At 58.4% G+C, this 18,843-nt stretch carries 17 protein-coding genes; 10 read left to right on the plus strand and 7 right to left on the minus strand.

The window, feature by feature from the left end; genetic code table 11:
* Window positions 1–231 precede the first annotated feature (231 nt).
* On the minus strand, window positions 232–1,380 hold the full coding sequence (locus ACESQ2_RS03940) for an iron-containing alcohol dehydrogenase (protein WP_373170173.1): 1,149 nt from the start codon (window positions 1,378–1,380) through the stop codon (window positions 232–234).
* A gap of 121 nt (window positions 1,381–1,501) precedes the next feature.
* On the opposite strand from ACESQ2_RS03940, the gene ACESQ2_RS03945 reads away from it, so the two are divergent.
* On the plus strand, window positions 1,502–2,125 hold the full coding sequence (locus ACESQ2_RS03945) for a glutathione S-transferase family protein (protein ID WP_373170174.1): 624 nt from the start codon (window positions 1,502–1,504) through the stop codon (window positions 2,123–2,125).
* Window positions 2,126–2,178: 53 nt separating this feature from the next.
* On the opposite strand, the gene gorA is transcribed toward ACESQ2_RS03945, so the two are convergent.
* Both gorA and ACESQ2_RS03955 read right to left on the minus strand, forming a co-directional pair.
* On the minus strand, window positions 2,179–3,531 hold the full coding sequence (gene gorA, locus ACESQ2_RS03950) for a glutathione-disulfide reductase (protein WP_014839736.1): 1,353 nt from the start codon (window positions 3,529–3,531) through the stop codon (window positions 2,179–2,181).
* 71 nt (window positions 3,532–3,602) lie between these two features.
* Window positions 3,603–4,445 (minus strand): 23S rRNA (adenine(2030)-N(6))-methyltransferase RlmJ, encoded by an 843-nt coding sequence (locus ACESQ2_RS03955; protein WP_009651758.1) that lies wholly within the window; start codon window positions 4,443–4,445, stop codon window positions 3,603–3,605.
* Between the two features lie 185 nt (window positions 4,446–4,630).
* Between ACESQ2_RS03955 and ACESQ2_RS03960 the strand changes: the two genes are divergently transcribed.
* Window positions 4,631–5,902, plus strand: a complete 1,272-nt coding sequence (locus ACESQ2_RS03960) for a phosphatase PAP2 family protein (protein WP_373170175.1) — start codon at window positions 4,631–4,633, stop codon at window positions 5,900–5,902.
* Between the two features lie 111 nt (window positions 5,903–6,013).
* Here ACESQ2_RS03960 and envZ read toward each other — a convergent pair whose 3' ends face one another.
* Together envZ and ompR are read right to left on the minus strand one after the other, a co-directional pair.
* Window positions 6,014–7,375, minus strand: a complete 1,362-nt coding sequence (gene envZ, locus ACESQ2_RS03965) for a two-component system sensor histidine kinase EnvZ (protein WP_004855221.1) — start codon at window positions 7,373–7,375, stop codon at window positions 6,014–6,016.
* Complete coding sequence (ompR, locus tag ACESQ2_RS03970; protein ID WP_001157751.1) at window positions 7,372–8,091, minus strand: two-component system response regulator OmpR; 720 nt, start codon at window positions 8,089–8,091, stop codon at window positions 7,372–7,374. Before ompR ends, envZ begins: the two co-directional genes overlap by 4 nt.
* Before the next feature lie 237 nt (window positions 8,092–8,328).
* On the opposite strand from ompR, the gene greB reads away from it, so the two are divergent.
* The 5 genes from greB to feoC all read left to right on the plus strand — a co-directional run bounded on the left by greB (window position 8,329) and on the right by feoC (window position 14,471).
* The gene (gene greB / locus ACESQ2_RS03975) at window positions 8,329–8,808 is read left to right on the plus strand and encodes a transcription elongation factor GreB (protein WP_004106676.1); all 480 of its coding nucleotides are present in this window, start codon (window positions 8,329–8,331) and stop codon (window positions 8,806–8,808) included.
* Between the two features lie 101 nt (window positions 8,809–8,909).
* Window positions 8,910–11,240 (plus strand): Tex family protein, encoded by a 2,331-nt coding sequence (locus tag ACESQ2_RS03980; RefSeq protein ID WP_032751610.1) that lies wholly within the window; start codon window positions 8,910–8,912, stop codon window positions 11,238–11,240.
* Between the two features lie 411 nt (window positions 11,241–11,651).
* Window positions 11,652–11,879, plus strand: coding sequence for a ferrous iron transporter A (feoA, locus tag ACESQ2_RS03985; protein ID WP_004126281.1), 228 nt, complete (start codon window positions 11,652–11,654; stop codon window positions 11,877–11,879).
* A gap of 27 nt (window positions 11,880–11,906) precedes the next feature.
* Complete coding sequence (gene feoB, locus ACESQ2_RS03990; protein ID WP_042934424.1) at window positions 11,907–14,225, plus strand: Fe(2+) transporter permease subunit FeoB; 2,319 nt, start codon at window positions 11,907–11,909, stop codon at window positions 14,223–14,225.
* Window positions 14,226–14,234: 9 nt separating this feature from the next.
* Complete coding sequence (feoC, locus tag ACESQ2_RS03995) at window positions 14,235–14,471, plus strand: [Fe-S]-dependent transcriptional repressor FeoC (protein ID WP_014227148.1); 237 nt, start codon at window positions 14,235–14,237, stop codon at window positions 14,469–14,471.
* Between the two features lie 161 nt (window positions 14,472–14,632).
* Here the strand turns inward: feoC and ACESQ2_RS04000 are convergent, their stop codons facing one another.
* Window positions 14,633–14,902, minus strand: coding sequence for a YdgH/BhsA/McbA-like domain containing protein (locus tag ACESQ2_RS04000; protein WP_014227147.1), 270 nt, complete (start codon window positions 14,900–14,902; stop codon window positions 14,633–14,635).
* 110 nt (window positions 14,903–15,012) lie between these two features.
* Window positions 15,013–15,795, minus strand: coding sequence for a pimeloyl-ACP methyl ester esterase BioH (gene bioH / locus ACESQ2_RS04005; protein ID WP_014227146.1), 783 nt, complete (start codon window positions 15,793–15,795; stop codon window positions 15,013–15,015).
* Window positions 15,796–15,833: 38 nt separating this feature from the next.
* Here bioH and gntX point away from each other — a divergent pair, with 38 nt between their 5' ends.
* From gntX to gntT, 3 genes are all read left to right on the plus strand, one after another.
* Window positions 15,834–16,508: a DNA utilization protein GntX gene (gntX, locus tag ACESQ2_RS04010; RefSeq protein ID WP_046877718.1), complete on the plus strand. Its 675-nt coding sequence runs from the start codon at window positions 15,834–15,836 to the stop codon at window positions 16,506–16,508.
* A gap of 58 nt (window positions 16,509–16,566) precedes the next feature.
* A complete protein-coding gene (gene nfuA / locus ACESQ2_RS04015; RefSeq protein WP_004106660.1) occupies window positions 16,567–17,142 on the plus strand; it encodes a Fe-S biogenesis protein NfuA in 576 nt (191 codons plus the stop codon).
* 332 nt (window positions 17,143–17,474) lie between these two features.
* Window positions 17,475–18,791 carry a gluconate transporter gene (gene gntT, locus ACESQ2_RS04020; protein ID WP_004134706.1) on the plus strand — a complete coding sequence of 439 codons (1,317 nt, stop codon included), beginning with the start codon at window positions 17,475–17,477 and terminating at the stop codon, window positions 18,789–18,791.
* Window positions 18,792–18,843: the final 52 nt, after the last annotated feature.

Here is an 18,843-nt window from a genome sequence, read left to right on the forward strand (position 1 = left end):
TGCCGGGCGCGCCCGACCTGTCTATTAAGCTTAGACATTCGCAGCGGGAAACGAAAAGAGAAGTGTGCGGTAGATCACGCTTTGTTCTAAACCGTCTGCCCGGGGTTTCTGCTTTAACTCGTTGACCTGGCGCATTAAAACCGTTTTAACCGCTTCGTATTGCGTCGAAAAATTCGGAGATTTCGTTTTGCAACAAAATCTAAATTTCCAGGCGCTTTAGCGATTAAGCCATTACTCCCACGCGGCCTCCAGCATTTCCAGCAGCAGCTCGCTGGTCAGCATAACCGGGTTAGCCTTCATGGAGGATGAGCTGCTGGCGGCGAGGGCCGCGGGTTCCAGCGCTTCGCGGGGGACGCCGAGCTCGCGCAGATTGCCCAGACCGGATCGCTGGCTCCACTCGCGCAGGCTCTCCCAGGCGCTGTTTGGATCGGCGTCCAGTCCGGCGGCCAGCCACTGGCGTACGTCGGCAAAACGCTGGCGGAGGCGTTCGTCGCTAATTTGCGTTTCATTGAGCGCCAGGCCGAAGGGAAGCAGGCTGCCGCAAAGCGCGCCGTGGGGGGCGTTGCTCAGACCGCCTAATGGGCCCGCAAGACCGTGAATGACGCCGAGACCGGCGTTGGCTAACGCCAGCCCACCGCACAGGCTGACCCATGCCATCTCATCGCGGCTATCCGGACACTCTTTGGCCATCAGCGTTCTGAGCGCTTTGATGCCGCGCGGGATCGCCTCCCGGCAGAGAGCGTCGGTAAAAGGATTCGCCCGGGCGCACAGCCAGGGCTCAATCACCTGGGTGAGGGCATCCAGGCCGGAAGCGAGGGTCACCGCGCGCGGGGTGTTGTCGGTGAGCGACGGGTCGACAATCGCCAGGTCCGGCAGCATGCGGTCGTCGCGCAGGCTGACCTTGCGCTGCTGCTCGGGGACGTTGATCACCGCGTTCTTTGTGACTTCCGCCCCGGTACCGGCCGTGGTGGGGATGGCGACGAACGGCAGCGGATTGGCTTCTAACAGGCGCCCGGTACCCACCACTTCCAGATACTCGATCGCGGGTCCCTGCGCGGGAACCAGCGCCGCAATCGCTTTGCCGGCATCTATCACCGCGCCGCCGCCGAGGCTGACCACCGCGCCGACGCCTTTTTCCCGCGCCAGACGAACGCCCCGTTCAATATCCTGCAGGTCGGGTTCATGGGCGATAGACAGCGTGGTGACGTTCAGCTGGTGAGCGTGGAGTTCGCTTAATAAGAACGCCGCGCGCTGCACGCTGGCGCCGTGAATCAGCAGTATCTGTGCGGAGCGGGCGGCGAGCCAGGGGGCAGCGCTGCGAGCAAGGCCGCGTCCAAAGCGGATATTGCCCGGTGTTAAAACGTTAAAAGAGGTCAACATGTCGGGTAACCTGTCCTGGAGAAAAATCGTGCAATCCACTATACACATTATCCGGCTGTACATGCGCCGCCGATGCAGTATTGTGAAACAACCATCTCTTTTGATTGAGGAATTGCTGACAATGCTAAAAATACTGGGCAAACGCTCATCAATTAACGTGCGCAAAGTGCTGTGGACCTGCGAAGAAGCGGGGCTTGAATATCATCAGGAGGATTACGGCAGCGGGTTCCAGTCGATTGAGACCCCGGAGTTTCGCGCCCTTAATCCGAACAGCCTGGTGCCCGTGCTGCGGGATGACGACTTTGTGTTATGGGAGTCGAACAGCATCTGCCGCTATCTGGCGCGCAAAGCCGGGCGGGAAGACCTGCTCCCCACGGCGCCGCGGGCTGCCGCCGAGGTTGAGCACTGGATGGACTGGCAGGCGACGGAATTTAATACTGCCTGGCGCTATGCCTTTATGGGACTGGTACGCAAGGACCCGCGCTTTCAGGATCCGACGGCTATCAAAGAGAGCATTGCCGCCTGGACCCGCTGCGTGCAGATCGTCAATACGCAGCTGCAGCAAACCGGGGCATGGGTCGCCGGTAGCGAGTTTACGCTGGCGGATATTGTCCTTGGCCTGTCGGTGCATCGCTGGAAAATGACGCCGTTCGCCCATCCTGAAATGGCGGAAGTGGAGCGCTGGTATATGGCGCTGAATCAGCGGCCGGCGTTTAAGCGTCACGGGAATAACGGCGTGGCGTAGAGGCAAAAAAAAAGAAGCTCTGGAGAGCTTCTTTTTCAGGCATGGTGCGCGTCTTACCGCATCGTCACAAACTCTTCCGCGGCGGTTGGGTGGATCGCCACGGTATTGTCGAAGTCTTTCTTGGTTGCGCCCATCTTCAGCGCCACCGCGAAGCCCTGCAGCATTTCGTCCATCCCGAAGCCGATACCGTGAATACCGACAATCTTCTCTTCCGGGCCGACGCAGACCAGCTTCATGCGGCACGGCTGGCGGTGTGAGGTCACGGCGGTATACATGGCGGTGAAAGAGGATTTATACACTTTCACCGCTTCATCGCCGTACTGCTCGCGCGCCTGCGGCTCGGTTAAGCCGACGGTGCCGATAGGCGGATGGCTGAACACCACGGTCGGGATATTGCTGTAGTCCAGATGTTCGTCCGGCTTGTTGTTAAACAGACGCTCGGAGAGACGACGGCCTGCGGCAACGGCGACCGGGGTTAGCTCGACGGCGCCGGTATTATCGCCGACGGCGTAAATACCCGGAACGTTGGTGTTCTGGAATTTATCGACGACGATATAGCCTTTATCGTTGGTTTCCACTCCGGTCGCGGCGAGGTTGAAGTTATCGGTTGCCGGTTCGCGACCGATCGCCCAAATCAGGCAGTCTACGGTCTGGCTGCGGCCATCTTCCAGTTCCAGGGTCAGGCTGCCGTCGGCGTTCTTCACAACCGCTTTCGGAATGGCATGGGTATGCAACTGCGGGCCTTCGGCGTTCATTACCTCAACCAGCGTTTCCACGATCAGCGGATCGAAGCTACGCAGCGGCGCGTGTTTACGCACGAACAGGTGCGTCTCCGCGCCCAGGCCGTTAATCACGCCCGCCAGCTCAACGGCGATATAGCCCGCGCCGACAACCGCAACGCGTTTCGGCAGCGCCGGCAGTTCGAAGAAACCATCGGAATCAATGCCGTATTCGACGCCGGGGATATTCGGATGGCTCGGGCGGCCGCCGGTGGCGATCAGAATATGATCGGCGGTTATCGTCTCGCCGTTAACTTCGATGGTTTTCGCATCGACAAAACGGGCGAAGCCTTTAATCACATCGACCTTATTTTTGCCCAGCACGTTATCGTAGGAGGTGTGGATACGATCGATATAGGCGCTACGGCTGGCGATCAGTTTGTCCCAGTCGAAGTGATTGATAGTGGTATCAAAACCGTAATCCGGACCATACAGATGGATGGCTTCACGGATCTGCGCCGCATGCCACATGACTTTTTTCGGCACGCAGCCGACGTTCACGCAGGTACCGCCCAGGTCTTTGGCTTCAATCAGCGCGCACTTCTGGCCGTACATAGCGGCACGGTTAATGGAGGCGATACCGCCGCTGCCGCCGCCAATGGCGATATAGTCATAATGCTTGCTCATGAGTCTTATCCTTAATGTCTGATTGGCGCGATTGTATACCTGAAATCAATAGTTTCCACCGATGACTGCGATTACTCAGGCACGATCCAGCTGACGGTGGTATGGCCGATGCCGGTCGGCACCAGCTTTTTATGCAGCCACGGCAGAACGTTGTTCATCTGCTGCTCCAGCTTCCACGGCGGGTTGATGACGATCATCCCGGAGGCGGTCATCCCGCGCTGGTCGCTGTCCGGACGCACCGCCAGCTCGATTTGCAGAATTTTGCGAATGCCGGTGGCCTCTAACTCTTTGATCATGCGCTTAATCTGCGCCCGTAGCACCACCGGATACCACAGCGCGTAGGTGCCGGTAGCAAAGCGTTTGTAGCCTTCATGAATACCGGTCACGACCGCCTGGTAGTCGCTTTTGATTTCGTAAGGCGGGTCGATCAGCACCAGTCCACGACGAGAAACCGGCGGCAGCTTCGACTTCAGCTGCTGATAGCCATCGGTTTTTTCAACCCGGGCGCGGTCGTCTTTCTGAAATTCGGCGCGCAGCAGCGGAAAATCGCTGGGATGCAGTTCGGTCATTTGCAGGCTGTCCTGCTCGCGCAGCAGCTGGCGGGCAATCAGCGGCGAGCCGGGGTAGTAGCGCAGCTGGCCGCTACGGTTGAAGTGCTGAACGACGGAGATATACGGCTCCAGCTCGGCGGGCAGGTCATCCTGCTGCCAGATGCGGGCGATGCCTTCGAGATATTCACCGGTACGCTCGGCGTGTTCGCTGCTCAGCTGATAGCGGCCTGCGCCGGCGTGGGTGTCCAGATAGAGAAACGGTTTTTCTTTCTCTTTGAGCGATTCAATGATCAGGCTCTGAACGGTGTGTTTAAGAACGTCGGCGTGGTTGCCTGCGTGAAAGCTATGACGATAACTGAGCATGGATACGGTGATTCCGGGATTGAGACAAGATGACCGATAGTTTACCGCAGATCGGCCTGGATTACCGCCGCGCTGTTTCCATTCCGCTTAAAGCGTTGCAAAACATAACCGTGTCATAAAAGCGTCAAACAGAAGGGCTAGCGTCACGTAAAGGCAAGGTAATGGTTTGAATAAAAGGAAAAATAATGAAACTGCACATCACGCTTCTCGCATCGGCGCTCGTGCTGGCGCTGCCGGTTCTGGCGAAAGAGGTTCCTTTGAATCAGGCGGCGGCAATCGCCAACGGCGTGACGCCAGCCGCCGCCAGTCCGGCGTTTGACGCGCTGGAGAGCCAAAGCCTGTCGCAGCTGCGCAACGCGCTGAAGGGCGATGCGGCAACCCTGACTCGCGACCAGCTTGAACACGCCAGACAGAATAAAACACAGGCGGATACCGCGTGGCTGAAGGCCAGCGGTTATGATTTCCAGACAAAAGCCAACCAGCAGGCGGGAATCGAGCTGCTCTCAGCGTTCAGCGCGCTGCCGAAGGCGGTCATACAGCAAAACCTGGCGACCGTCACCGCCATTAACCGCGATGCCGCACAGAGCGCTCGCCACCAGGCGCTGGCGGATGCCGAAGGCATCAGCTATCTCTATTTCCTCAGCGATGCGCTGGGGCCGCGCCTCGGCAAAGCGTTCCTCGCCGCCTACGACAAAGGCGAGCTCGGTAAGGCGGCGGCGCTGATCAAAGCTTCGGAAGTGGGTACCGGGGCGGCGAAAAAGCACTTCAATAACCCGCGCCCTTTCCTGATTCAGGGCAATACCATCCATCTGGTGCCGGACGATGTGGTGGTTAAGGACAATAAGCCCTATACCGCCGACGGCGACTCGTTTCCGAGCGGGCACACCAACACCGGCTATACCGACGCTCTGCTAATGGCGGAGATGATCCCGGAGCGCTTCGACGCGCTGGTGACGCGCGGCGCACGCTATGGCTATTCGCGCATCGTGCTGGGCGTGCACTATCCGCTGGACGTGATGGGGTCGCGGATGGTGGCGCAGCGCAATGTCGCCCACTACCTGAATGACGCGAAGTATCGCGGGCTGTTTAATGAGGCCCGCGACCAGCTGCGTACCGCGCTGGAGAAAGAGTGCGGCACGACGCTGGCGGAGTGCGCGAAAGTGCCTGCGAAAGACGATCCGTATCGCGACCCGGCGATGGTCGCGTTTTATCGCTTTACCATGACCTACGATCTGCCGCAGCAGAAGGGCGAAAAACAGAGCCTGAAGGTGCCGCAAGGGGCTGAAGTGCTGCTGGAGGCTGCGCTGCCGAATCTGTCCGCCGCGCAGCGTCGGGCGCTGATGGTCAAAACGGCGTTGCCCGCAGGGTATCCGCTTTCCGGTGATAATGACGCGCAGCAGTTCTGGCAGCGGCTGAATTTGCCAGCGGCGTATGCGATGGCGAATAAAGCGCATTAAACCTGGTGCAGTCCGGAGGCGGTGCTGGCGCACCTCTCCGGGATACAAGGGCAATGCGGCGGCGTACAGCGTGGCGCCGCCGGGCGTTTTAATGCGGGCGTACCGGCAGTACTAGCTCTCTTTGGCGGGCTTTATCGCGGGCAGGGCGCGCTGCATCGGCACCGGCAGCCAGGCGCGAATTAATAATCCGCCGCGTTCGCTGGAGCCAAGTTCCAGCTTACCGTTATGGTTATCGATAATGCGCTGAACGATAGCCAGGCCGAGGCCGGTCCCGCTAATCGTACGGGCGCTATCGCCGCGCACGAACGGCTGGAACAAATGCTCACGCTGCTCCGGTTTAATTCCCGGACCGTCATCTTCCACCTGGAACCAGGCCCGGTTCCCCTCGCTGCCGCTGCTGACTTTAATCCAGCCGTTGCCGTAGCGGGCGGCGTTGACCACCATATTCGCCAGCGCGCGCTTGATGGAGAGCGGATGCACGCGCAGCGGGATCTCGCCCGGCTGCAGGTCGGTGGCGATTTCTCGCTCGTAGCCGCTTTCCGCCGCAATCACTTCCCCCAGCACCGCATTAAGGTCCGTCAGCTCCATCGGCATCTCCTGGCCGGTGCGCAGGTAGTCGATAAACTGCTCGATAATGGCGTTACACTCTTCAATATCTTTATTAATCGACTCGGCGAGGTAGCCGTCCTCTTCGCCCATCATCTCCGTCGCCAGACGGATACGCGTAAGGGGAGTGCGTAAATCATGGCTCACCCCGGCCATCAGCAGCGTGCGGTCATCCGCCAGCTGCTTCACGCCAGCCGCCATGTGGTTAAAGGCGCGGGTCACCGATCGCACTTCCGACGCGCCGTATTCGCGCAGCGGCGGGGGAATAATCCCTCGCCCGACCTGAAGCGCCGCGTGCTCCAGGTCGACCAGCGGTCGGTTCTGAATACGAATAAAGAGCCAGGCGCCGCCAATCGCCAGCAGCATGATGGCCAGAGTGTAGCGGAACAGCGGCGAGAAGTCGCCCTGGTGGATTTCGGTCAGCGGTACGCGCACCCAGATATTGGGAGAAAGCCAGGTTTTCAGCCACACCACGGGGGAGCTTTTGTTTACCTCGACCCGCACTTCGGTTGGCCCGCCGAGCTGGTGCGCCATCTGCTGACTTAAGAATTCATAATGCTGCGCCCAGCGCAGGCCTGCGTCTTCCGCCGCTTCGTTGGAATAGAGCGAAATGCCCAGCTCGCGGTAAATCTCGCGGCGAAACGCCGGCGGCACCACCAGCTGAGTGCCGTCTTCCAGCTGGAGTTTATCGGTCATCAGCATACGCACTTCGTAGGCCAGAACCTTATTAAACTGCTGAAGACTGGGCAGGATCGCGAAATTCAGCACCACTAAATAGGTCGTCACCAGGCTGGCGAACAGCAGGGTGACGATCAGTAACAGGGTGCGGGCAAACGAGCTTCGCGGCGAAAAGCGCACGCGTTTCATGCCTTAGAGCCGTCCGGGACGAAAACGTAGCCCAGGCCCCAAACGGTCTGGATATAGCGCGGATGCGCCGGATCTTCTTCCACCATGCGGCGCAGGCGGGAGATTTGTACGTCGATGGAGCGCTCCATGGCCGAATATTCACGGCCGCGAGCGAGGTTCATCAGCTTATCGCGGGATAATGGTTCGCGCGGATGGCTCACCAGCGCTTTCAGTACCGCGAATTCACCGCTGGTCAGCGGCATAGGCTCATCTTCGCGGAACATCTCGCGGGTGCCGAGGTTCAGCTTGAACTTACCAAAGGCGATAACCGCTTCTTCCTGCGAAGGCGCGCCCGGCAGTTCGTTAGCCTGACGGCGCAGTACGGCGCGGATACGGGCCAGCAGCTCGCGCGGGTTGAACGGTTTTGGGATGTAGTCGTCGGCGCCGATTTCCAGGCCCACGATACGGTCAACTTCTTCCCCTTTCGCCGTGACCATAATGATCGGCATCGGGTTGCTCTGGCTGCGCAGGCGGCGGCAAATGGACAGGCCATCTTCGCCCGGCAGCATCAGATCCAGCACCATCAGGTGGAAGGATTCACGGGTCAGCAGGCGATCCATCTGTTCAGCGTTCGCCACGCTACGAACCTGGAAGCCCTGCTCGGTCAGATAACGTTCGAGTAGCGCACGCAGGCGCATGTCGTCATCGACAACCAGAATCTTATAATTCTCTTGCATTGTTTATACTCCCAAAGGTTCACTGCAATTGTCAGTACGTATTCTCAAAAAAGCCCGGGTCGCCCACCAGCGAAATCTGGTATATATTCCAGGCTAAATTGTTACAAAGCATATTTAACAGCAGCTTAAGTATACATTTAAGCATAAGACACATTATTTATCCTGTTGGTATGATGACGTGCGACGAATTGTGCGCAGCATTGCACAAAGATCTGTAATCAGGAGCCGGAACCTTCGATGAAAACGCCGCTGATCACCCGTGAAGGGTATGAAAAACTGAAGAAAGAGATGGATACCCTGTGGCGCGAAGAACGTCCGGAAGTCACCAAAAAGGTGACCTGGGCGGCGAGCCTCGGCGACCGCAGTGAAAACGCCGATTACCAATACAATAAAAAGCGCCTGCGTGAAATCGACCGCCGGGTGCGCTACCTGACCAAGTGCCTTGAGCAGCTGAAAATCGTCGATTATTCGCCGCAGCAGGAGGGTAAGGTCTTTTTCGGCGCGTGGGTGGAGATTGAAAACGATGCGGGCGAGACGAAGCGCTTCCGGATTGTCGGCTACGATGAAATCTTTGGCCGCAACGACTACATCTCCATTGATTCGCCAATGGCGCGCGCGCTGCTGAAAAAAGAGGTCGGTGATTTAGCTATCGTGAACACCCCCGCGGGCGAGGCGGCCTGGTACGTGAACGAAATTGAATACGTCAAAGCCAAATAGGTCCGGAACATTCCGAGAGGCTTTGGTCGCGGCTGGCATTTTAGCGTGCCAGTCCGTATAACTATCCCCCTGATTTTTGATCCTAAAGATGAATTAAACCGATGATGAATGATTCGCTCTGCCGCATTATTGCGGGTGAACTTCAGGCCAGGGCTGAACAGGTAGAAGCTGCCGTTCGCCTGCTTGATGAAGGGAATACCGTGCCGTTTATCGCACGCTATCGTAAAGAAGTCACCGGCGGTCTGGATGACACGCAGCTGCGTAATCTGGAAACCCGCCTGGGCTATCTGCGTGAACTTGAAGACCGTCGTCAGGCGATCCTGAAGTCCATCGGCGAGCAGGGCAAGCTGACCGAGGCGCTGGAAAAAGCCATCAACGGGACGTTGAGTAAAACCGAGCTCGAAGATCTCTATCTGCCGTACAAGCCGAAGCGCCGCACGCGCGGGCAGATCGCCATTGAGGCCGGGCTGGAACCGCTGGCCGATCTGCTGTGGAACGAACCCTCTCACGACCCGGAAACCGAAGCCGCTAAATATATCGACGCCGACAACGGCGTAGCGGACACAAAAGCCGCTCTCGACGGCGCGCGCTATATCCTGATGGAGCGCTTTGCTGAAGACGCGGGCCTGCTGGCGAAAGTGCGCGACTATCTGTGGAAAAACGCCCACCTGGTGGCGACCGTCGTCAGCGGTAAAGAAGAGGAAGGGGCGAAATTCCGCGACTACTTCGATCACCATGAACCGATCTCCACCGTCCCGTCGCACCGCGCGCTGGCGATGTTCCGCGGCCGCAACGAAGGCGTGTTGCAGCTCTCTTTAAACGCCGACCCGCAGTTCGACGAGCCGCCGAAAGAGAGCCACGGCGAGCAAATCATTATCGACCATCTCGGCCTGCGCCTGAATAACGCCCCGGCGGACGGCTGGCGTAAGGGCGTGGTGAGCTGGACGTGGCGTATCAAGGTGCTGATGCACCTCGAAACCGAGCTGATGGGGACCGTGCGCGAACGCGCGGAAGACGAAGCCATAAACGTCTTTGCCCGCAACCTGCACGACCTGCTGATGGCCGCGCCGGCCGGGCTGCGCGCCACCATGGGCCTCGATCCGGGCCTGCGCACCGGCGTCAAAGTCGCCGTCGTTGACGGTACCGGCAAGCTGGTGGCTACCGATACCATTTACCCGCATACCGGCCAGGCCGCAAAAGCGGCGGTGGCGGTTGCCGCGCTGTGTGAAAAGTACAACGTTGAGCTGGTGGCGATCGGCAACGGTACCGCCTCGCGTGAAACCGAGCGCTTCTTCCTCGACGTGCAGAAGCAGTTCCCGAAAGTGACCGCGCAGAAGGTCATCGTCAGCGAAGCGGGCGCGTCCGTGTACTCCGCCTCCGAGCTGGCGGCGCTGGAGTTCCCGGATCTCGACGTTTCCCTGCGCGGCGCGGTCTCTATCGCCCGTCGTCTCCAGGACCCGCTGGCCGAACTGGTGAAAATCGATCCGAAATCCATTGGCGTCGGCCAGTATCAGCACGATGTCAGCCAGACCCAACTGGCGCGTAAGCTGGACGCGGTGGTGGAAGACTGCGTAAACGCCGTCGGCGTCGATCTGAATACCGCTTCCGTCCCGCTGCTTACCCGCGTCGCCGGTCTGACCCGCATGATGGCGCAGAATATCGTCTCCTGGCGCGATGAGAACGGCCAGTTCCAGAATCGCCAGCAACTGCTGAAGGTCAGCCGTCTGGGGCCGAAGGCCTTTGAACAGTGCGCGGGCTTCCTGCGTATCAACCACGGCGACAACCCGCTGGACGCCTCAACCGTGCACCCGGAAGCGTATCCGGTGGTGGAGCGCATTCTGGCGGCGACTCAGCAGGCGCTGAAAGATTTGATGGGCAACAGCAGCGAGCTGCGTCATCTGAAAGCCGCTGACTTCACCGATGAGAAATTCGGCGTGCCGACGGTGACCGACATCATCAAAGAGCTGGAGAAGCCGGGCCGCGACCCGCGCCCTGAGTTTAAAACCGCCCAGTTCGCCGATGGCGTAGAGACGATGAACGACCTGCTGCCGGGGATGATCCTCGAAGGCGCGGTGACCAACGTCACCAACTTCGGCGCGTTCGTTGATATCGGCGTTCATCAGGACGGCCTGGTGCATATCTCTTCCCTGTCGAATAAGTTCGTTGAAGACCCGCACACGGTGGTCAAAGCGGGCGATATCGTGAAGGTGAAAGTGATGGAAGTCGACCTGCCGCGTAAGCGCATCGCGCTGACGATGCGTCTGGACGAACAGCCTGGCGACAGCAACGCGCGCCGCGGCGGCGGTAACGATCGTCCTCAGGGCAACCGCCCGGCGGCGAAGGCCGCTAAACCTCGCGGTCGCGAGGCGCAGCCTGCGGGCAATAGCGCGATGATGGACGCGCTGGCGGCGGCAATGGGTAAAAAACGTTAATTCTTTCCGGCCCCTTTTGCTAAGGGGCCGCCTTTCTTCCGGCATTCGCCATATTGTGCAAACAAGCATCAGTATTTTCTTATAACGTCGTAATAAGCGCGAATTACGGACGGCGATATTATTATTTTCATTTCGTTAACTATCGAAACTTTAATTAAACATTTAGTCATTAAGAATAATCATCACCTCCGCCACGGCGAGAAAAAAGAGTTTGCTCAATATCAACAAAAGCTCAATTTTCTCTTTAAAAAGCGAAACGGCCGCATTATATGTATTGATGATAAAAACTATTCTCATTATCATTATTTGCATTGAGTATTTTTTCTTCTTCGTTAGCTACGGTCCCTGGCGCCGCGTCTCCGGCGCATACGGAAAACTCTCTTTTCAGTTGGCGATAAACAAGTAGGTCCTATGCAATTTACACCTGATAGTGCGTGGAAAATCACCGGTTTCTCCCGCGATATTAGTCCGGCGTATCGGCAGAAGCTGCTGTCCCTCGGGATGCTGCCGGGTTCTTCTTTCAATGTGGTTCGCGTGGCGCCGCTCGGCGACCCTATTCATATTGAAACCCGACGCGTTAGCCTGGTATTACGTAAAAAGGATCTTGCGTTAATTGAGCTGGAAGCGGTTGCACAATAATGCCTGACCGGCACTAAGAGTATGAATATGAAAAAATTAACCCTTGGCTTAATTGGTAATCCTAATTCCGGTAAAACCACGCTGTTCAATCAGCTCACCGGCGCGCGCCAGCGCGTCGGTAACTGGGCGGGAGTGACCGTTGAACGCAAAGAGGGTGGTTTCAACACCACCGATCATCAGGTCACGCTGGTAGACCTTCCGGGCACGTATTCCCTGACCACCATCTCCTCGCAAACCTCGCTGGATGAGCAGATTGCCTGCCACTATATTCTCAGCGGCGACGCCGACATGCTGATTAACGTGGTCGATGCGTCCAATCTGGAACGTAACCTCTATCTGACGCTGCAGCTGCTGGAGCTTGGCATCCCCTGCGTGGTCGCGCTGAATATGCTCGATATCGCGGAAAAACAGAAGATCCGCATCGATGTCGACGCGCTGGCCGCGCGTCTCGGGTGCCCGGTGATCCCGCTGGTTTCCACCCGCGGGCGCGGTATCGAGGCCTTAAAAATGGCGATCGATCGCCATCAGCAGAACCAGGCTATTGAACTGGTGCACTATCCGCAGCCGCTGCTGCGGGAGGCGGACAAGCTGGCGCAGGCCATGGCCGCGGATATTCCGCAGCGCCAGCGTCGCTGGCTGGGTTTACAGATGCTTGAAGGCGATATTTACAGCCGCGCCTACGCCGGTGACGCTGCCCACAAGCTGGACGTGTCCCTGGCGCACCTGAGCGAAGAGATGGATGACCCCGCGCTGCATATCGCCGATGCCCGTTACCAAAGCATTGCCGCCATTTGCGATGCGGTCAGTAACACCCTTACCGCCGAGCCCAGCCGCTTTACCGCGGCGATGGATAAAGTGATCCTCAACCGCTTCCTCGGCCTGCCGGTCTTCCTGTTCGTTATGTACCTGATGTTCTTGCTGGCGATTAATATCGGCGGCGCGCTGCAGCCCATTTTTGATGCCGGTTCCGTGGCTATCTTTATCCACGGTATTCAGTGGGTTGGCTATACCCTGCATTTCCCGGACTGGCTGACGGTGTTCCTCGCCCAGGGGATTGGCGGCGGTATCAATACCGTACTGCCGCTGGTACCGCAGATCGGCATGATGTACCTGTTCCTCTCTTTCCTTGAAGACTCTGGCTATATGGCGCGGGCGGCGTTTGTGATGGACCGCCTGATGCAGGCGCTGGGGCTACCGGGGAAATCCTTCGTGCCGTTAATCGTCGGTTTTGGTTGCAACGTTCCGTCGGTGATGGGCGCGCGTACGCTTGATGCGCCGCGCGAACGTTTGATGACCATTATGATGGCGCCGTTTATGTCCTGCGGCGCGCGGCTGGCGATTTTCGCCGTCTTCGCCGCCGCCTTTTTCGGCCAGAACGGCGCGCTGGCGGTCTTCTCGCTGTACGTACTGGGGATCGTGATGGCGATTGCGACCGGACTGATGCTGAAGCATACCATTATGCGCGGCGAAGCGTCGCCGTTCGTGATGGAACTGCCGGTGTATCACGTTCCGCACGTGAAGAGTCTGATTATCCAGACCTGGCAGCGCCTGAAAGGCTTCGTCCTGCGCGCGGGTAAAGTGATCGTTATCGTCAGTATCTTCCTCAGCGCGCTGAACAGCTTCTCGCTGAGCGGTAAGATCGTCGATAACATCAACGACTCGGCGCTGGCGTCGGTCAGCCGGGTGATTACCCCGGTATTTAAACCGATTGGCGTACATGAGGATAACTGGCAGGCGACCGTCGGGCTGTTCACCGGCGCGATGGCAAAGGAAGTGGTGGTGGGGACGCTGAACACCCTCTACACCGCCGAAGATATCCAGAACGAAGCGTTTAATCCGCAGACGTTTAGCCTCGGCGATGAGCTGCTGGCCGCGGTAGATGAGACCTGGCAGAGCCTGAAAGATACGTTCAGCCTGAGCGTGCTGGCCAACCCTATCGAAGCCAGTAAAGGCGACGGCGAAATGGCAACCGGCGCGATGGGCGTCATGGGCAGCAAATTCGGTAGCGCCGCTGCGGCGTACAGCTACCTGATTTTTGTCCTGCTCTATATTCCCTGCATCTCGGTAATGGGGGCGATTGCCCGCGAGTCGAGCCGCGGCTGGATGATGTTCTCCGTCCTGTGGGGGCTGAATATCGCCTATTCACTTTCTACGCTGTACTACCAGACCGTCAGCTTTAGCCAGCATCCGCGCTATAGCCTGGTGTGCATTCTGGCGGTGGTGCTGTTCAATATCGTGGTCTTTGGCCTGCTGCGCAGAGCGCGCAGCCGGGTGGACGTCTCGCTGCTGGCGACGCGCAAAACGCCGTCCACCTGCTGCCAGAGTCCGGCGGGCGATTGCCACTAAGGAGCGATGATGGCGTCATTAATTGAAGTCCGCGATATGCTGGCCCTGCAGGGGAGGATGGAGGCAAAGCAGCTCAGCGTCCGCCTGAATACGCCGCAGCCGCTGATTGACGCCATGCTGGGCCGTCTGCAAGCGATGGGGAAAGCGGTGAAAGTGACCGAAGATGCCGATGGCTGCCTCTCCGGCAGCTGTAAAAGCTGCCCGGAAGGCAAAGCCTGCCTGCGGGAGTGGTGGTCGCTGCGCTGATTGGGCTGTGAAGGCAGGTTTCCCGGATTGCGGCTAACGCCTTATCCGGGCTACGAGTTTGTGCGGTTTTGGGCTTGGTAGCCCGGACAGGCGCAACGCGCCGCCTCCGGGAACCGACTGCGGCATATACCGCAAGCGGGTCCTGAGACCCGCTTTCTGGCTTACTTGTAGACGTCCGCGTTAGCGTGAACCGTTTTCTCGTTCTTCTCGCCTGCAATCACCACAAAATAGGTGCCGCCCAGCTCATCCGCTTTTTTCGACAGATCGCGCTTTGCATCCATCGGAGAGGTTGTTCTGGAGGTGGTAATCGAACCGATTTTGGTCAGGTTCAACTTAGCCACTTCGTCTTTTTGAATTTCCTTGGCGGCGAACGCGCCGAAGGACAGGGAGCCAATCACCAGAGATGCAACAATTCCTGTAACAAGTTTCATAGCCTCTACTCTCCATTAGGTTGTTTTTTTAGGTCACGGGGCCAGCGTGAAATAGTCAACCTCCGCAACAACCTAAGTATTGCTGCACCCTGCGTTTTTACCACGTCCCGCTAAAAAAATTTATCGATCTCACGCTTCAGCTCGATCAGCGGAGCGCAAAACGCCTGCGGATGTGAAATGAACGGCGCATGGGCGGCTTTATCGAAGACAATCGACGTGCTTTTGGGCCACAGCGCATCGAGAAGCGGAATGATTTTACGCGGTACCAGACCGTCCAGCCGACCGTACAGGCGCAAAAAAGGCATGGCGAGGGCGGTCAACGGCTGGCGTAAATCGGCGGTTTTGAGGATCTCCAGCCCGCCGTTTAAAACGTCCGGCGACGGCATCGGTAGCGACAGCACCGTGCTCTTCAGCGCTCTCGCATCCTGACGCGCGCTTTCGGTACCCAGGGTTTGCAGCGCCAGAAAGCGTTCGACGGTGCGTTGAAAATCTTCGCTCAGCTGCTGCTGAAATCCGCTCAGCACGTCGGGCTTAATCCCGGGCCAGCTGTCGTGAGCGCTAAAGCAGGGGGAAGAGGCCACGGTGACCAGCGCCTGCACGCGATCGGGATGGGATAACGCGACCTGGCTGGCCACCAGCCCGCCGAGGCTCCAGCCTAGCCAGATAGCGCGCTCTGGCGCGTTTTCCAGCACCCGCTGGGCCATCTCTTCCAGCGACATCGCGCCAAAGCCGCCGCTGCGGCCATAGCCAGGCAGGTCGACGAGGTGCAGCGTAAAATGCGAAGCCAGCTGCGGCGTGATGCAATCCCACACTTTGGCATTCAGCCCCCATCCGTGCAGCAGCACAAGATGACAATTTCCTTCGCCCGTGGTCTGCCACGCGATCGTTTTCATCAGTTACTGTTCTCTTTCCACCAATACGAGGGGGAAATATGCTAACAGCACACAGCTTATGCTGGCTATGCCAAATGCCGCTGGCCATCGCCAGCTGGGGGATCTGCTCGCGATGCGCGTCGGCGCTGCTGGCGTCTGCACCGCTGTGCCCGCAGTGCGGCCTGCCGGCCCAATCCAGCACGCTGCCCTGCGGGCGCTGCCTGCAAAAACCGCCGCCGTGGCAGCGGCTGGTGACGGTGAATGACTATCGACCGCCGCTGAGCGGCCTGATTCACCAGCTGAAATTCAATAAGCGGCCCGAGCTGGCCCCGGCGCTGGCGCGTCTGCTGCTGTTGCGCATTCGCCAGCGTCGGGATCTTCCCCGCCCGGACCGAATAATTAGCGTGCCGCTCTGGCAGCGTCGCCAGTGGAAGAGGGGATTTAATCAGAGCGATCTGCTGTGCCGACCGCTCTCCCGCTGGCTGGACTGCGCCTGGCGCAGCGATGCGCTAACCCGCCGGCGCCGCACCGCCACCCAGCATCAGCTCAGCGCCAGATTGCGCAAACGGAACCTGAAAAACGCCTTCCAGCTTGAATTGTCGCTCCAGGGCCACCATATCGCCATTGTGGATGATGTCGTCACAACCGGAAGCACCGTCGCCGAGATATCCCGCCTGCTTTTGCGAAACGGCGCCGCGACGGTTCAGGTATGGTGTATATGCCGTACCTTGTAGACCCCTGCTGATGGGCGTATAATAACCCAGTAAAATAGTCAACTATTAGGCCAACGCTATGATCCGTATTTCCGATGCTGCACAAGCGCACTTTGCCAAACTGCTGGCAAATCAGGAAGAAGGGACACAAATTCGCGTATTTGTGATCAATCCCGGCACCCCTAACGCCGAGTGCGGCGTGTCCTACTGCCCACCGGATGCGGTGGAAGATTCCGATACCGCGCTGAAGTTTGAGCAGCTCACCGCCTACGTCGATGAGCTTAGCGCGCCGTACCTGGAAGACGCTGAAATCGATTTTGTTACCGACCAGCTGGGCTCCCAGCTGACGCTGAAAGCGCCAAACGCCAAGATGCGCAAAGTGTCCGACGATGCCCCGCTCATGGAGCGCGTTGAGTACCTGCTGCAGTCGCAGATTAACCCGCAGCTGGCCGGCCACGGCGGGCGCGTCACGTTGATGGAAATCACCGACGATGGCCTGGCGATTCTGCAATTCGGCGGCGGCTGCAACGGCTGTTCGATGGTTGACGTGACGCTGAAAGAGGGGATCGAGAAGCAGATGCTGAACGAGTTCCCGGAACTGAAAGGCGTACGCGATCTGACTGAACACCAGCGCGGCGAGCACTCCTACTACTGATTTCCCCGCCCGGCTGCCTTTTCGCGGCCGGGCGACTCCCCTCATGTTACCGCGCAACATTTCCCGCTAAGCGACCCGGCAGAAACCCGGGAAAGAGTATGACTTAAGTCTCATATTTGAAATTTTCACCGCCCAGGTGATTCTCAAACTTCATATGTTACCCGTATCATTCACTTCAGGCGCCACAGATAAAAAAATAGCCAGCTATCCTTTCTCTGGGTAAGGATAAAGCCAGCTTCTACGGCGTCAGACATTTTTTGTTCCGGTCGGAACGGATGAAGTCAATGTTGAAACTATGACGTTACCCATAACAAATTAAGGCCAGGTAAATCATGCCATTAGTCATCGTTGCTATCGGGGTTGCCCTGTTATTGTTGCTGATGATCCGTTTCAAGCTGAACGGGTTTATCGCTCTGGTTCTGGTGGCACTTGCCGTCGGGCTCATGCAGGGTATGCCTCTGGATAAAGTTATCGTCTCCATCAAAAACGGCGTTGGGGGAACCCTCGGCAGCCTCGCGCTGATCATGGGCTTCGGCGCGATGCTCGGTAAAATGCTGGCGGACTGCGGCGGCGCGCAGCGTATCGCCACCACGCTGATTGCCAAATTTGGTAAACAACATATTCAATGGGCGGTTGTGCTCACCGGCTTTACCGTCGGCTTCGCCCTGTTCTATGAAGTGGGCTTCGTACTGATGCTGCCGCTGGTCTTTACCATCGCCGCATCCGCCGGTATCCCGCTGCTCTATATCGGCGTCCCGATGGCGGCCGCGCTCTCCGTCACGCACGGTTTCCTGCCTCCGCACCCGGGCCCGACGGCCATTGCCACTATTTTCCATGCCGACATGGGTAAAACCCTGCTGTTCGGTACGATTCTGGCGATCCCGACGGTTATCCTCGCGGGGCCGGTTTACGCGCGCTTCCTGAAAGGTATCGATAAGCCGATTCCGGAAGGCCTGCATAACCCGAAAACGTTCACTGAGGAAGAGATGCCGGGCTTCGGTGTCAGCGTCTGGACCTCTCTGGTGCCGGTTATTCTGATGGCTATGCGCGCCGTGGCCGAAATGGTTCTGCCGAAAGGTCATGCCTTCCTGCCGATCGCGGAATTCTTCGGCGACCCGGTCATGGCCACGCTGATCGCGGTACTGATCGCCATGTTCACCTTCGGTCTTAACCGCGGTCGTTCCATGGAGCAGATTAACGATACGCTGACCTCCTCGATCAAAATTATCGCCATGATGCTGCTGATCATCGGCGGCGGCGGCGCCTTCAAGCAGGTGCTGGTCGATAGCGGCATGGATAAATACATTGCTTCTATCATGCATGAATCCAATATGTCCCCGCTGTTTATGGCATGGTCGATTGCTGCGGTACTGCGTATCGCGCTGGGTTCCGCCACCGTTGCGGCGATCACCGCGGGCGGTATCGCCGCGCCGCTGATCGCCACCACCGGCGTGAGCCCGGAACTGATGGTGATCGCCGTTGGCTCCGGCAGCGTTATCTTCTCCCACGTTAACGATCCGGGCTTCTGGCTGTTTAAGGAATACTTCAACCTGACCATCGGCGAGACCATTAAGTCGTGGTCGGTGCTGGAAACCATTATCTCAGTGTGCGGCCTGGTAGGCTGTCTGCTGCTGGGGATGGTGGTATAAGCTGCTTGTCAGCCTAAAACGAGCCGGGTCGCCGCGAGGCGAACCCGGCTTT

This window comes from Klebsiella sp. Q11 (assembly GCF_964241505.1).
Lineage (GTDB): Bacteria > Pseudomonadota > Gammaproteobacteria > Enterobacterales > Enterobacteriaceae > Klebsiella > Klebsiella michiganensis.

Excerpts from the sequence above, each read along its gene's own strand:
- bioH (WP_014227146.1), bottom strand. The coding sequence starts at position 15,795 with ATGAAAACGATCGCGTGGCAGACCACGGGCGAAGGAAATTGTCATCTT.
- ACESQ2_RS03960 (WP_373170175.1), top strand. The coding sequence starts at position 4,631 with ATGAAACTGCACATCACGCTTCTCGCATCGGCGCTCGTGCTGGCGCTG.
- ACESQ2_RS03980 (WP_032751610.1), top strand. The coding sequence starts at position 8,910 with ATGATGAATGATTCGCTCTGCCGCATTATTGCGGGTGAACTTCAGGCC.
- gntT (WP_004134706.1), top strand. The coding sequence starts at position 17,475 with ATGCCATTAGTCATCGTTGCTATCGGGGTTGCCCTGTTATTGTTGCTG.
- feoC (WP_014227148.1), top strand. The coding sequence starts at position 14,235 with ATGGCGTCATTAATTGAAGTCCGCGATATGCTGGCCCTGCAGGGGAGG.
- greB (WP_004106676.1), top strand. The coding sequence starts at position 8,329 with ATGAAAACGCCGCTGATCACCCGTGAAGGGTATGAAAAACTGAAGAAA.
- ompR (WP_001157751.1), bottom strand. The coding sequence starts at position 8,091 with ATGCAAGAGAATTATAAGATTCTGGTTGTCGATGACGACATGCGCCTG.
- ACESQ2_RS04000 (WP_014227147.1), bottom strand. The coding sequence starts at position 14,902 with ATGAAACTTGTTACAGGAATTGTTGCATCTCTGGTGATTGGCTCCCTG.
- gntX (WP_046877718.1), top strand. The coding sequence starts at position 15,834 with ATGCTAACAGCACACAGCTTATGCTGGCTATGCCAAATGCCGCTGGCC.
- envZ (WP_004855221.1), bottom strand. The coding sequence starts at position 7,375 with ATGAAACGCGTGCGCTTTTCGCCGCGAAGCTCGTTTGCCCGCACCCTG.
- nfuA (WP_004106660.1), top strand. The coding sequence starts at position 16,567 with ATGATCCGTATTTCCGATGCTGCACAAGCGCACTTTGCCAAACTGCTG.
- gorA (WP_014839736.1), bottom strand. The coding sequence starts at position 3,531 with ATGAGCAAGCATTATGACTATATCGCCATTGGCGGCGGCAGCGGCGGT.
- feoA (WP_004126281.1), top strand. The coding sequence starts at position 11,652 with ATGCAATTTACACCTGATAGTGCGTGGAAAATCACCGGTTTCTCCCGC.
- feoB (WP_042934424.1), top strand. The coding sequence starts at position 11,907 with ATGAAAAAATTAACCCTTGGCTTAATTGGTAATCCTAATTCCGGTAAA.
- ACESQ2_RS03945 (WP_373170174.1), top strand. The coding sequence starts at position 1,502 with ATGCTAAAAATACTGGGCAAACGCTCATCAATTAACGTGCGCAAAGTG.
- ACESQ2_RS03955 (WP_009651758.1), bottom strand. The coding sequence starts at position 4,445 with ATGCTCAGTTATCGTCATAGCTTTCACGCAGGCAACCACGCCGACGTT.
- ACESQ2_RS03940 (WP_373170173.1), bottom strand. The coding sequence starts at position 1,380 with ATGTTGACCTCTTTTAACGTTTTAACACCGGGCAATATCCGCTTTGGA.